The following is a 12,699-nucleotide window of genomic DNA, read 5'->3' as shown; positions in this document are numbered from 1 at the left end:
CGCAGACTTTCCCGGACCGCCGACAGATCCAGTGGATTGAGCCAGGTCAGCTCGACCACCTCGATCTCGACCCCGTCTTCGGCGAGCTGCTCGGCGGCCTGCAGAACCCGGCCGGTCATCGCGCCCCAGGTCGCGACCGTGACGTCGTCGCCGGAGCGCCGCACACTCGACCAGCCGATCGGCCGCGGCCTGCCTCCGACGGTCACGTCGGCCTTCGCGCCGGCGTACAGGGTGCGATTCTCGATCACGATCACCGGGTCGTCGGAGTGGACCGCTGCCAGCAGTGCGTCGTAAGCGTCCTGCGGGGTCCACGGCATCACAACCCGCAGGCCGGGAACGTGCAGGAACAGGGCCTCCAGCGACTGCGAGTGTTGCGCGCACGAGCCGGGTGCGGCGCCCTGCTGGGTGCGGACCACGATCGGCGCCGGAGCCTCACCGCGGGAGACGTACCGCGCGTTCGCGACCTGGTTGACCAGTTGGTCGAACGCGACCAGGGAGAAGTCGGCCCACATGATCTCGACGATCGGCCGCAGACCCATCAGAGCGGCTCCGACGGCGCTGCCGAGGATGGCGGACTCGCTGATCGGGGTGTCGAAGACCCGGTCGCCGAACCGCCGCTGCAAACCGCGGCTGACGCCGAACACCCCACCGGGCAAGGCGATGTCCTCACCGTAGAAGAGGGTCTGCGGGATCTCCGCGAGGGCGCGAACGAGCGCCGCGTTGACGGCTTCGCCGTACTTCAGCGCCATCGTCGCCGACTCGGGTGCGAGGACCTGCTCAGGCATAGACATGCTCCTTCCCGGTCGAAGGGTCGGCCGGCGGGGCCGCCAGCGCGGCTGCCGCGGCCGCCTCGATCTCGGCCCGGGCGCGGGTCTCGCAGTCGTCGAGCTCGGCTTCGGATACACCCGCCTCGGTCAAAGCCGCGCGGAGCCGAACGATCGGCTCGGTCTGCCGGGCGCGTTCGAGCTCGCCCGGTGGCCGATACTGCTCGGCATCACCGATGTAGTGGCCGACCAGCCGCTCGGTCATCATCTCGAGCATCGTCGGTCCGGCGCCCTCGCGGGCCCGGGCGATCGCGGTAGCGGCAGCCTCGCGGACCCCTGCCGGGTCGTTGCCGTCGACCCAGTGACCGGGCATTCCGTAGCCTGCGGCGCGCCGCCAGAGCTCTGGTTCGCCGACCATGGTGGCGATCGGCGTCAGCTCGGAGTACAGGTTGTTCTCGCAGACGAACACCACGGGCAGCTTGAACGCGGCGGCGAAGTTCATCGCCTCGTGGGTCGCCCCCTGGTTCAACGCGCCATCACCGAAGACGGTGACAGCGACCCGTCCACTCCCGTCGTGCCTGCCCGCCAGCGCCGCGCCGACCGCGATCGGTGCACCTGCCCCGACGATCGAGTTCTCACCATGGAACCCGTACTCCGGCGCGGTGAAGTACGCCGATCCGCCGCGGCCGCCGTTGAGACCGGTCGCCCGCCCGGCCAGCTCGGCCAGCATCGGCGTCGGCGGTACGCCGCGAGCCATCGCCCAGCCGTGCCCGCGATAGGTGGCGAACAGCGCGTCCTCGGAGGACAGCTCGGTGCAGAACCCGACCGGGCCCGCCTCCTGACCGATGCTGAGGTGGACCGAACCGACGATCTCGCCGGACAGCCGGAGCTCCCGGACCTTCTCCTCCAAGGCCCGGATCCGCCACATCTCGTGCAGATCCCGCAGGTGCTGCTGGTACCCGCTCATTCCTGTCCTTCCTCCTTGAGCTTGCGCCACTGGTCCACCGCGGCGTGGGCCATCGACGGCGCCTCGCCGACATACTGGTCGACGCTGAGCTGGAGATCGGGTGCACCGGGGCCGGTGGCTCGCAGTTCACGGCGAACCACTTCGGTCAGGTCCGCGCCGGTCCGGCGGGCCTCCAGCGCCGCCGCGTAGACGAGATCGTGCGCCCCGGCCTGGCCGAGGCTCGGGGCCAGCCGCATCATCAGCGCTTCGCTCATCAGCAGACCGCCGTCGCGTTGCAGGTTCGCCCGCATCACGTCGGGGAACACGCGCAACGTGGCCGCGGCCTCGCCGGCCAGGAACAGGGCTGATGCGGCGTGCTCGGCGACCGCCGGCACCATCAGCCACTCGATCTGCCACTCGCCCGCGCTGCGTTCGTGTCCCGCCTCCATTGCCCTGAGCAACGAACCGGCGGCGGTGGTCGCGGCGACCCCGAAGCCGACCACTGACTCCGACAGCACCGGGTTGGCCTTCTGCGGCATCGTCGAGGAGGCACCCCGGTGGTGGCCGTCCTGCTCGCGCACCTCCGCGATCTCGGTCCGGGACAGGTCGATCACCTCCCGGGCGAAGCGCACACAGGTCGCCGCGAGGGTGGCGCAGGTCGCCCCGAAGCGGGCGACCCGGTGCCGGCTGACGTGCCAGGAGACGGAGCTGTCGCGCAGGTCGAGCAGCCGGGCCAGCTCCTGCCGCACAGCCGGCGCCTGCGGTCCCATCGCGGCGTTGGTGCCGCCCGCGCCGAACAGCGACACCACGCGCACCGCCTCGCCCGCGCGGCGAAGCTCGGCGACCTCGTCGGCCAGCTCGGCCAGGAATCCGCCCAGCTTCGCGCCGAAGGTCGTCGGCACTGCCTGCTGGGCGTGTGTCCTGGCGGCCATCACCGTGCCGGCATGCTCGGTGGTCAGCCGGCTCAGAGCGTCACCGAAGATCCGCGCAAGCTCGAGCAGACGGTCACAGGAGCGGCCGAGTTGGAGGGCGAGACCGGTGTCCATGATGTCCTGCGTGGTCGCGCCGTAGTGGACCCGTCCGGCCGCTCCGGGTGGGAGCGCGGCCGCGATCTGCCGGGTCAGCGGCAGGATCGGGTAGCCGACCACCCGAGCCGCCTTCCAGAGTTGCTCATGATCGATCAGACCCGGCCGGCAGATCTCCGAGATCGCCCGGGCGTCGTCCGCATCGATCAAGCCGATGGTCGCTTGCGCCGTCGCGAGCCCCGCCTCGACCTCCAGCCAGGACGCGACCGTCGCGTGTTCGGACCAGATCCCGGCCATCACCTGGTCGGCGTACAGGGTGTCGAGGAGCCGGAACGTCATCAGTTCATCTCCAGTCCGCCGTCGACGTTGACGGCCTGGCCGGTGACGTAGGACGAGAGATCGCTGAGCAGGAACGCGACCACGTCGGCAAGCTCCTCAGGTCGGCCTACGCGGCCGAGCGGCGTCCGCTCGACGACCTGCTGCAGATAGTCCCGGCCGGCCTCGGCGCCGAACCGGCGGTCGCGGTCGGCGAGGATGCCGTCCCACATCGGGGTCAGGAAGATCCCCGGGCAGACCGCGTTGACCCGCACAGCCGGTCCGTACGCGAGCGCGGCCGACTTGGTGAGCGAGAGCAGGGCGGCCTTCGCCGCGGCATAGTGCGCCGCGTCGGGGCGGCCGGACCGCGCTGCGACCGAGGCCAGGGTCACCACCGACCCGCCGCCGGTCATCAGACCAGCGGCCTGCTGGGTCACCGCGAAGACCGAGGTCAGGTCGAGGTCGACGACCTTGCGCCACTCCGGCAGAGGGAGGTCGCGGAACGGGGTCGTCCTCATCACCCCGACCGCGTTCACGAGTCCGTCGATGCCGCCCAGCGCAGTCGCCGCCCGGGCGGCGACGGCGCTCGCGAAGCTGTCGTCCGACAGGTCGCCGGGCAGTAGCACGGCATCCGCCGCGAGCTTGCCTGCGACGGTGTCGAGGGCCGCCTCGTCGAGATCGGCCAGTGCGACCCGCGCGCCCAGCTCGGTCAACCGGGCGGCCACTGCTCGGCCCAGACCACCGGCGGCCCCGGTGACCAGGATCCTGCGGTCGGAGAGGGACAGCATCGGCGCTCCACTCAATCGATTGACCAGTTCTGGAAGACGATAGGCACAGTGGCCGACGCCGCGCAAGGCCGGATGCGGAACTGTCCGTCACGCCTACTATGCTTCGGGTCAATCGGTTGACCAAGCTCGCGCTTTCGAGGAGGTCTGATGGACCACGAATCGATCACACACTGCGGCCCGGCGCCGGACTTCTTCGAGGGTGCGTTGCTGGGCAACGGCGGCCTCGGCGCTGTGGTGACCACCAGGCCGGATGCGGTCGTGGTGCACTTCGGTCACAACGAGGTGTGGGACGTGCGGGTCGAGGAGGGCCATGCCGACGGGATCGGCAGCTTCGCCGAGGTGTTCGCCCGGGTGGCGGCGATCGACCCGTCGCTCGACGACCTGACCGACGACCAGTGGTTCGCGCAGTACAACGACCTGGTCAGGGCCAGCTACGACCTGCCGTTTCCCCGGCCGTTCCCCTGCGGATCGCTGATCCTCGGTTTCGATCCCCGCCGCGCCGAGGTGCTCGGTCACCGGCTCGACCTGGCCACGGCCGTCTGCACGATCTCGTTGCTGGTCGAAGGCGAGCCGGCCGCGGTGGAGATCTTCCTTGCCCGCGACAACGATCGGTTGTGGGTGAGCCATTCGGGGGTGCCGGTGTTCGACCGGATCAGGTTGCTGCCCGACCCCATCGGGCTGATCCCGGATCCCCTGACCGGCGAAACCGGCCCGAGCCCGACGGTGCTGGATGTTCCGGGGCTCGCGTTCCGGCAGGTGCTGCCGACGCTGGATCCCGCGGTCGGTGCCGACGCGTTCGTGCTGGCGGCGACCACCAGCGCGTCCTTGGCCGAGGACGCGCGCCCGGGTGTCGATGGCAAGCCACGGCCGTCCGGGCCGCTCGAGCGGAGTGTGCGGGACACAGCCGATTTCCGCGTCGTGGTCTCCCTCCGCCATGGCAGGGCCGAGCTGGTCACCTCGGCGGACCTGGTCGAGCTGGGCGACTACCAGGAGGATCGCCGGTGCTCTGACGAGTTCTGGTCGGAGTACTGGCAGGCCTCCGGGGTCGAGCTCGCTGACGAGTTCCTGACCGACTTGTGGTACCGGAATTCCTACTTCCTGGCGTGTGCGTCGGCGCCCGGCAAGGTGTGCCCGGGTCTCTTCGGGCCATGGTCCTACCGACGGATCGGCAGCGACTGGCATGGCGACTACCACTTGAACTACAACGTGCAGCAGCCGTTCTGGGGCACGTTCTCCAGCAACCACCCGGAGCTCCACGAGCCGTACGTGGCGATGATCGACCATCTGCTGCCGATCAGCCGTCAATGGGCCGGCCAGTACTACGGATTGCGTGGTGCGGCATTCCCGCACTCGGCCTACCCGGTCAAGATGACCGCGAACCCGTATCCGGATCCCTCCTGGGGCTGGGAGGTCTGCGAGACGCCGTGGGCGGTGCAGAGTCTGTGGTGGCACTATCTCTACACCCAAGACCTCGAGTTCCTCCGCGATCGTGCCTTCGGTCCGTTGAAGGAGGCGACGCTCTTCTTCGTGGACTACGTCTTGTCGTCCACGGAGCGGGGCGGCTTCGACGATGGTCGGCTGCATATCTTCCCGACGGTCACGCCGGAGCTGTACGGGTTGCGGCCGGGGTTCCGGTACAACGCGGACTGCGTGGTGGACCTCAGCCTCGGGCGGTTCCTGCTGACCGCCTTCGCCGAGTCCACGAGGGTGCTCGGCCGCTCCCAGGAAGAGGGTGAGCTGCTGGCGCAGGTCCACGAGGTTCTGGCCGGCCTGGTGGACTACCCGACCGCGGAGACGGCCCGCGGGCAGGTGCTCGTGTCCACCCCAGGCGAGGACCCGGAAATCGTCTACAACGTACCGGTCGTCGCGATGCCGGCCTTCCCGGCCGAGCAGGTCGGGCTCGGCAGCGATCGCGCCGACCTCGAGCTGCTGCGCCGCACCCTGCGCAACCAGGCGACCGAAGGCGGCAACGATCTCGTGTTCGTCGCCTTGCAAGCAGCCCGGCTCGGAGTGCTCGACCTGGAGAGGTTCAAGCGGGAGGTGCGCTACTGCCTGTTGCCGAACGGTACGGCGACCGACCGGGTGCGGGCGGTCCACGGTCGGTACGACGACGCCACCTCATTCGACTTCATGAGTCGCGGTGGTATCTGGGTAGAGAACTTCGCGCTGCCCGGCGTGATCAACGAGTGCCTCCTGCAGAGTTACGACGGCGTGCTCAGGTTGTTCCCGAACTGGCCCCGGGCGGTCGACGCGTCCTTCACGACCCTGCGCGCGGCCGGCGCCTTCCTGGTCAGCGCGACCTTGCGCGACGGCGTGATCGAGGAGCTCCGGATCCTCAGCGAGACCGGAGCGGATCTCCAGCTCGAGCTCCCTTGGCCCGAGGGCGCACTCGTCAGCACCGACGGCAGCACACCAGAGACACTCCGGCCAGGCATCGCCCAGCTGAAGACCGAACCCGGTCAGACCTTCGTCCTGCAGCGTTGTCCCGCCGGCGGATAAATGCGTTGCGTGGTCGCTGTCGCCCCGGCATGCTGGTCCCACTTGCAGCTACGAGTGCTGCCTGAACCGAAGGAGGGCTGAACGGATGTCCATCACTGTGCTGCGGCATGCCCGCGTCAGCCTCACTTCATCCTTCAGGAGCACACCCGATGTCTTCCGACGTCTTTCGTACCGACCAAGAATTCTCTGACCTAGACGCCCGCTGGGGCGAACTCACCAGCGACGAGTCCGAACCGGACCCTGCCGACGCCTTCGTCTTCCAGTACCGCGCAGTGGACGAACGGCTGGGCCCGAACCAGCGGTGGTCCAACTGGCTGGATGTCGAGCGCGGTTCTCGCGGCCCGGAACCACGGCCCGACTGGGTAGTGACGGAACAGGCAGCGATCGATACCGAGCTCGGCATCCTCAAAACCGGCAAGGAAGCCGACGTCTTCCTGGTCGAACGGGCGGTCGAGCAGATCGGCGACTACCCGGCGCGGAGTTCGTTGCTGGCCGCCAAGCGGTACCGCACCGAGGAACACCGCTCGTTCCACCGCAGTACGTCGTACGTCGAGGGCCGGCGTACTCGCAACAGCCGTGACAGCCGGGCGATGGCGAAGAAGACGTCGCACGGCAGGAGCGTCGCTGCCGGGCAATGGGCCTACGCGGAGTGGGATGCGCTCTGCCGGCTCTGGAAGGCAGGTGTCCCGGTGCCGTACCCCGTGCAGGTGGACGGTACCGAACTGCTGATGGAGTTCATCGACGACGGCGACGGCGGTGCCGCGCCGCGGTTGGCGCAGGTCCGGCCCAAGGGGGAGCTGCTGCAGTCGTACTTCGAGCAGCTCAGGGAAGGGATGCGCGAGTTGGCCAGGGCGGGGTTGGCCCACGGAGACCTGTCGCCGTACAACGTGCTGGCGCAGGGCGACCGCATCGTGATGATCGATTTGCCGCAGGTGGTCGACATCGTCGGCAACCCGAAGGGGATGGACTTCCTGCTCCGGGACTGCCACAACATGGCGGCCTGGTTCACCAGCCGCGGCCTGGAGACCGACGAGCAGGAGCTCTTCGCCGACCTGCTCAGCATGGTGTTCTGACCAACTCCCGCATCCTTCGGTCCCAGTTCGCCCTTGCCCGGAGACGTCAGTGCCATAGGCCACGTCTTCGGGCAAGGGCGAACTGGGACCGAAGGATGCGGGAGTGGTTAGGACACTGCCTTGGCGGCCGCGCGGCCCGCGGTACGGCCGCTGAAGAGGCAGCCGCCCAGGAAGGTGCCCTCCAGGGAGCGGTAGCCGTGGACGCCTCCGCCGCCGAAGCCCGCGACCTCGCCGGCCGCGTAGACACCGGGCAGGGGAGTGCCGTCGGTGCGCAGGACGCGCGAGTCGAGGTCGGTCTGCAGGCCGCCGAGGGACTTGCGGGTGAGGATGTTCAGCTTCACGGCGATCAGGGGACCCGCCTTCGGGTCGAGGATCTTGTGTGGCGATGCCACCCGGATCAGCTTGTCGCCGCGGTAGTTCCGGGCCCCGCGCAGCGCCGTCACCTGCAGATCCTTGGTGAAGGTGTTGTCCATCTCGCGGTCCCGGGCGACGATCTGCCGTTCCAGGTCGGCCAGGTCGATCAGGTCCTCACCGGTCAGCGCGTTCATCTCGCGGACCAGGTCGGGCAGGTTGTCGCGGACGATGAAGTCGGCGCCCTTGTCCATGAACGCCCGCACCGGCGCGGGCGCCCCGCCGCGAGCCCGGCCGAGGACGCCTCTGATGTCCTTGCCGGTCAGATCCGGATTCTGCTCCTGGCCGGAGAGCGCGAACTCCTTCTCGATGATCTTCTGGGTCAGCACGAACCAGCTGTAGTCGTAGCCGGTCGAGACGATGTGTTCGAGCGTCCCCAGCGTGTCGAACCCGGGGAACAACGGCACCGGCAGTCGCTTGCCGGTGGCATCGAACCAGAGCGACGACGGACCCGGCAGGATCCGGATGCCGTGCAGCGGCCAGATCGGGTCCCAGTTGCGGATGCCCTCGACGTAGTGCCACATCCGGTCGCGGTTCACGTACCGGCCGCCCGCCGCTTCGGTGATCGCGAGCATCCGGCCGTCGACATGCGCGGGGACGCCAGAAATCAGGTTCTCCGGCGGCTTGCCCATCCTGGCCGGCCATTGGGCGCGGACCAGGTCGTGGTTGCCGCCGATCCCGCCGGAGGTGACGATCACCGCCTGGGCGGTTAGCGCGAAGTCCTCCACCTCCACCCGTGAGCTCGCCGCGCCACGGACCACATTGCTCGGCTCGAGCAGCTTCCCGCTCACGCCGTCCACGACCCCGCCGGTGACGGTCAACTCGTCCACCCGGTGCCGGAACCGGAACTCCACCAGCCCCTTCGCGACGCCCTCGCGGACCCGGCGCTCGAACGGCGCGACCAGACCGGGCCCAGTGCCCCAGGTGATGTGGAACCGCGGTACCGAGTTGCCGTGGCCGTCGGCGTTATAGCCGCCGCGCTCGGCCCAGCCGACCACTGGGAAGAAGCCGACCCCCTGCGCACGCAGCCAGGGACGCTTCTCCCCGGACGCGAAATCGACGTAGGCCTCGGCCCACTGCCGGGCCCAGTGGTCCTCGTCGTCGAGCCGATCGAACCCGGCCGATCCGAGCCAGTCCTGCAACGCCAGGTCGTGGGAGTCCTTGATGCCCATCCGGCGCTGCTCGGGGGAGTCGACGAACATCAGCCCGCCGAAGGACCAGAACGCCTGGCCGCCGAGGGACGCCTCCGGCTCCTGGTCGAGCAGCAGTACCTTCTTGCCCGCATCGACCAGTTCGGCCGTGGCAGCCAGCCCGGCCAGCCCCGCGCCGACCACGATCACATCCGCGTCCATCCACCCATCCCCTCGGTTCGGTCGTCCATGTATAGCGGACCCAACCTAGTGTCCCGTGAGCGATGGACGCATCTGCGCAGAGTTGCAAGAATTGTCCGCGTGACGATCCTTTCTGTGCAGCAGCTGGTCCTGCCCGCCGCCGACCTGGGCCTTGAGAATCCGCTGCCGCCGCTCCGCGCCCAGCAGGACCTGCACGTCGTCGAGAATCTGGCCGAGCTCCCGCCGGAGATGCAGGAGAGCGTCCAGTACGGCCGGCTGGCGAGCGTGCTGCCCTGCCTCACCCAGGACGGCTACGACCGGAAGCTCGTCGAGCGGGCTCTGCCGTCGCTCGTGCTGGAGAACGACCACCTCAAGGCGACCGTGCTCCCGAGTCTGGGCGGCCGGCTGTACTCGCTCATCCACAAGCCCAGCGGCCAGGAACTCCTCTACCGCAACCCCGTCCTGCAACCGGCGAACCTTGCCCTGCGCAACGCCTGGTTCGCCGGCGGCGTCGAGTGGAACCTCGGCAGTACGGGCCACTGGACCGGCACCTACGCACCTCTGCACGCGGCCCGCGTCGAAGGCCCCGACGGCAGCCCGGTACTCCGCCTCTGGGAGTGGGAACGCAGCCGCAACCTCGTGACCCAGCTCGACTTCTGGCTCCCCGACGATTCGGACCTCCTGTACGTCGGCGCGCGGATCCAGAATCCGTCGAGCAACCCGGTCCCGGCGTACTGGTGGTCGAACATCGCCGTCGAGCAGTCCCCTCGGACGCGGGTCCTGGTTCCGGCGGACCAGGCCTGGCGGTTCGGCTATGGCAACCGCCTCGACCTGGTGGACGTACCGGAGTACGAGGGGGCCGATCTGACCTATCCGATGCGGCATCGGCGAGCTGTCGACTTCTTCTTCGAGCTCCCACCCGGACAACGACCGTGGATCGCGGCACTCGATGCTGAGGGCAACGGACTCGTCCAGGCGTCGACCGATCGGCTGCGAGGGCGGAAGCTCTTCGTCTGGGGCGAGGGCAAGGGTGGCCGTCGTTGGCAGGAGTGGCTGTCACCCGGCCTCGAAGGACCCGGGTACGCCGAGATCCAGGCTGGTCTGGCCCGTACCCAGTTGGAGCACTTGAAGTTGCCCGGAGCAACCAACTGGCATTGGCTGGAGGCGTACGGCGGGCTCTCGGTGGATCCGGAGATCGCGCATGCGGAGGACTGGGGAACCGCCCGGGCGGGAGCGGACGCAGTACTGGAGCCGAGGCTGACGGACCTTGGTGAGCGGGAGCAGGAGTGGCTGACGTTCGCGGATGTGGCTCCGGGAGAACAGTTGGCCAACGGCTCCGGATGGGGTGCGCTGGAGTTGATGAGGACCGGCTGGACGGTGTCGACGGGGACGCCCTTCCCTGAGAAGCAACTGACCGAACGGGAGCGTGCCTGGCTTCCGCTACTGGATGGACGACTGCCCTCGACGGATGTGGTCGATGCGCCGGACGGAACCCTGGTGAGTTGGAAGGACCTGCTCGAAGCGGCGGAGGAGAGCTGGCTGGTCTGGTACCACCGCGGCGTCGCCCGCTGGTACGACGGCGACGTGGCAGGGGCGGTCGAAGCCTGGGAGCAGTCCGGGCAGGTGATCCCGAACGCCTGGGCGCTGCGCAATCTCGCGATCGCGACGGGGACGCTCTCGTTGTACGAGCGGGCGGCCGAGCTGACGTCGTTCCGGTTGGTGCCGCTGCTGGTCGAGGCCGTGACCGCCGCGCTGGAGACGGATCTGCCGCTGGTGAAACGCGTCCTCGATCAGGTGCCCGCCGAGCTTCGCGATGACCCGCGGCTGCGGCTGGTGGAGGTGCAGTTCCTGCTTGCGACCGGGGACGCGGCCGGCGCGGAATTCCTGCTGGAGCAGGGCATCGAGCTGGCCGGGGTCCGGGAAGGCGCGAACCAGTTGGCCGAGCTCTGGCGGCTCACCCAGGAGCGGCTCGGGACCACCCGGCCGGTTCCGGACAGCTACCAGTTCAGCATGTTCGGTGACGACTGAAACTCATTTGTCAGAACCTGGGAACCAGGTGCCTCGGAACGGCGTCTCACCGTTTGTGCGGGAAGGCCCGCACGAGCAGTTCGACAGCGACGACCGCGCCGTCCGCGGACGGCGGGTCGGGGGAGAGTGCCATGGTGACCTTCGTAATTCTCGGTGGGTTGGGCCTGGTGCTGCTGGTCACGGCATGCATCGTGGCAGACGTTGTTGCGGGCGTCCGGCGCCGCAGCGACGGGGTGGAGAAGACAGCCGGATGGGTGACGCGGGTGCGGGGACCGGTCCGCGGTCAATTGGACAGCGGTACGACGGCGGAATGCCTCGAGGTGACCGTCGAGTACTACACACGGCACGGCGAAGGCCCGTTCGTGGTGCAGCGGATGATTCCGCTGGCTTCGGCGAGCAGCTACGCCAAGAACGACCGGGTGATCGTCAGCTACGACATCCGGGCGCCCCGCCGGGCCAGGATCGAGGGCCGGGTCAGCCACTGGCCGCAACGCGGCCCGAGGTCCTCGACCCCGGTCCCACAGCCTTAACGCTTGACCGGTCTGCCCGAGCAACGGCAGACCGGCGTACGCAGGTCCCTCGCCTTTAGGGCGGGGCCTTTTTAGTTTGCTGTCAGGGCAGGTGGGGTTCGAGCAGGCGGTGGAGGGCCGGCCGGCCCTGGGCGAGGACGTAATCGGCGTCTGTCGCGGAGAGGCGGTCGGCCAGGTGGGCGAGGGCCTCTCCCATCGCGATCGTCAGTGTGACCGTCATCCGGAACTCCTGGCTGTCGCGGGCGCCGAAGCGCGCCGCCAGGAGTTCGGCGAACTCGTCGGCGTGCTGATCGTCGAACTCGCCCGGAGCCGCCTCGAGATCCGGATCGCCCAGACCGCTCAGCACCACCGCCCGGAAGCCGGGATCCTTGCTGTGCATCTCGCGGAAGGTGTCGAGGGTGACATCGACCGCCTGACGCCAGTCCCGGACCACGGCGAGCCTCTCCCGCACGGCCTCGGTGTAGCGGTGCTGGTTGCGGCGCTCGATCGCCTGGATCAGGGTCCGCTTGTCCGGGAAGTACCGGTAGACGCTGCCGACGGCGATCTCCGCCCGCTTTGCGATGCTGCTGGTGGACGCCGCGTCGTACCCGCGTTCGACCACCTCGGCGCAGGCCGCGTCCAGGATCCGTTCGACCTGGCGGTTGGCCCGGTCCTGGGTGGGCGTCCGGCGCAGCGGGTAGGCCGTCTCTGGTTCCTCGCCCGCGGGAGTGGTGACCATGGCCATATTGTGCCCCCGCGGGAGGGACAACGTTGCCAACCTCAGCCGTTTACCTGGACGGCGGTGCTGTGACAGCTTGCCGTCAGGTCGATGTCATTGACTGTGGACGACAATCGCCGGAGAAGATCAGCGCCCGGATCGATGGAGGGGAACCAACAGCATGCAGGTCAGCCAGAAGATGGTCGCGGGACTCGCGTCCTTGACGATCGCAGCCGCAGGACTAGCCGGTACGACGTACACGCAGCGCCAGACTGATTCGTCAGCCGCAGTC

Annotated in this window: 10 protein-coding genes; 4 read left to right on the top strand and 6 right to left on the bottom strand. The window is 68.9% G+C overall.

Translation table 11 applies throughout. The features are described from left to right. The 4 genes from VFG33_RS13500 to VFG33_RS13485 all read right to left on the bottom strand — a co-directional run. Positions 1-785, bottom strand: a 785-nt coding sequence (locus tag VFG33_RS13500) for an alpha-ketoacid dehydrogenase subunit beta (RefSeq protein ID WP_325026143.1), incomplete at its 3' end; no start/stop codon positions are given. Then, a complete protein-coding gene (locus tag VFG33_RS13495) occupies positions 778-1,731 on the bottom strand; it encodes a thiamine pyrophosphate-dependent dehydrogenase E1 component subunit alpha (RefSeq protein WP_325026142.1) in 954 nt (317 codons plus the stop codon). The genes VFG33_RS13495 and VFG33_RS13500, both read right to left, overlap by 8 nt. Further along, on the bottom strand, positions 1,728-3,074 hold the full coding sequence (locus VFG33_RS13490) for a lyase family protein (protein WP_325026140.1): 1,347 nt from the start codon (positions 3,072-3,074) through the stop codon (positions 1,728-1,730). The genes VFG33_RS13495 and VFG33_RS13490 overlap by 4 nt, the downstream gene beginning before the upstream one ends. Beyond that, positions 3,074-3,838 (bottom strand): SDR family NAD(P)-dependent oxidoreductase, encoded by a 765-nt coding sequence (locus VFG33_RS13485; RefSeq protein ID WP_325026138.1) that lies wholly within the window; start codon positions 3,836-3,838, stop codon positions 3,074-3,076. Before VFG33_RS13485 ends, VFG33_RS13490 begins: the two co-directional genes overlap by 1 nt. A 147-nt stretch (positions 3,839-3,985) precedes the next feature. Between VFG33_RS13485 and VFG33_RS13480 the strand changes: the two genes are divergently transcribed. Further along, a complete protein-coding gene (locus VFG33_RS13480; protein WP_325026136.1) occupies positions 3,986-6,337 on the top strand; it encodes a glycosyl hydrolase family 95 catalytic domain-containing protein in 2,352 nt (783 codons plus the stop codon). Between the two features lie 149 nt (positions 6,338-6,486). Beyond that, positions 6,487-7,410 (top strand): serine protein kinase RIO, encoded by a 924-nt coding sequence (locus VFG33_RS13475; RefSeq protein ID WP_325026134.1) that lies wholly within the window; start codon positions 6,487-6,489, stop codon positions 7,408-7,410. Positions 7,411-7,517: 107 nt separating this feature from the next. On the opposite strand, the gene VFG33_RS13470 is transcribed toward VFG33_RS13475, so the two are convergent. Next, the gene (locus VFG33_RS13470; protein WP_325026132.1) at positions 7,518-9,173 is read right to left on the bottom strand and encodes an FAD-binding dehydrogenase; all 1,656 of its coding nucleotides are present in this window, start codon (positions 9,171-9,173) and stop codon (positions 7,518-7,520) included. 99 nt (positions 9,174-9,272) lie between these two features. On the opposite strand from VFG33_RS13470, the gene VFG33_RS13465 reads away from it, so the two are divergent. Both VFG33_RS13465 and VFG33_RS13460 read left to right on the top strand, forming a co-directional pair. Further along, the gene (locus VFG33_RS13465) at positions 9,273-11,180 is read left to right on the top strand and encodes a DUF5107 domain-containing protein (protein ID WP_325026130.1); all 1,908 of its coding nucleotides are present in this window, start codon (positions 9,273-9,275) and stop codon (positions 11,178-11,180) included. 131 nt (positions 11,181-11,311) lie between these two features. Next, positions 11,312-11,710: a DUF3592 domain-containing protein gene (locus tag VFG33_RS13460; protein WP_325026129.1), complete on the top strand. Its 399-nt coding sequence runs from the start codon at positions 11,312-11,314 to the stop codon at positions 11,708-11,710. Between the two features lie 82 nt (positions 11,711-11,792). Here the strand turns inward: VFG33_RS13460 and VFG33_RS13455 are convergent, their stop codons facing one another. Beyond that, complete coding sequence (locus tag VFG33_RS13455) at positions 11,793-12,428, bottom strand: TetR/AcrR family transcriptional regulator (protein ID WP_325026127.1); 636 nt, start codon at positions 12,426-12,428, stop codon at positions 11,793-11,795. Positions 12,429-12,699 lie beyond the last annotated feature (271 nt).

This window comes from Kribbella sp. (assembly GCF_035687465.1).
Classification (GTDB): Bacteria; Actinomycetota; Actinomycetes; order Propionibacteriales; family Kribbellaceae; genus Kribbella.
Note: the sequence above shows the minus strand (reverse complement) of the source record. Positions and strands in the feature narration are given on the sequence as shown.

What these genes read in the sequence shown, in the direction of transcription:
- VFG33_RS13455 (WP_325026127.1), bottom strand. Translation starts at nt 12,428, where the DNA reads ATGGTCACCACTCCCGCGGGCGAGGAACCAGAGACGGCCTACCCGCTG.
- VFG33_RS13480 (WP_325026136.1), top strand. Translation starts at nt 3,986, where the DNA reads ATGGACCACGAATCGATCACACACTGCGGCCCGGCGCCGGACTTCTTC.
- VFG33_RS13485 (WP_325026138.1), bottom strand. Translation starts at nt 3,838, where the DNA reads ATGCTGTCCCTCTCCGACCGCAGGATCCTGGTCACCGGGGCCGCCGGT.
- VFG33_RS13475 (WP_325026134.1), top strand. Translation starts at nt 6,487, where the DNA reads ATGTCTTCCGACGTCTTTCGTACCGACCAAGAATTCTCTGACCTAGAC.
- VFG33_RS13470 (WP_325026132.1), bottom strand. Translation starts at nt 9,173, where the DNA reads ATGGACGCGGATGTGATCGTGGTCGGCGCGGGGCTGGCCGGGCTGGCT.
- VFG33_RS13490 (WP_325026140.1), bottom strand. Translation starts at nt 3,074, where the DNA reads ATGACGTTCCGGCTCCTCGACACCCTGTACGCCGACCAGGTGATGGCC.
- VFG33_RS13460 (WP_325026129.1), top strand. Translation starts at nt 11,312, where the DNA reads ATGGTGACCTTCGTAATTCTCGGTGGGTTGGGCCTGGTGCTGCTGGTC.
- VFG33_RS13495 (WP_325026142.1), bottom strand. Translation starts at nt 1,731, where the DNA reads ATGAGCGGGTACCAGCAGCACCTGCGGGATCTGCACGAGATGTGGCGG.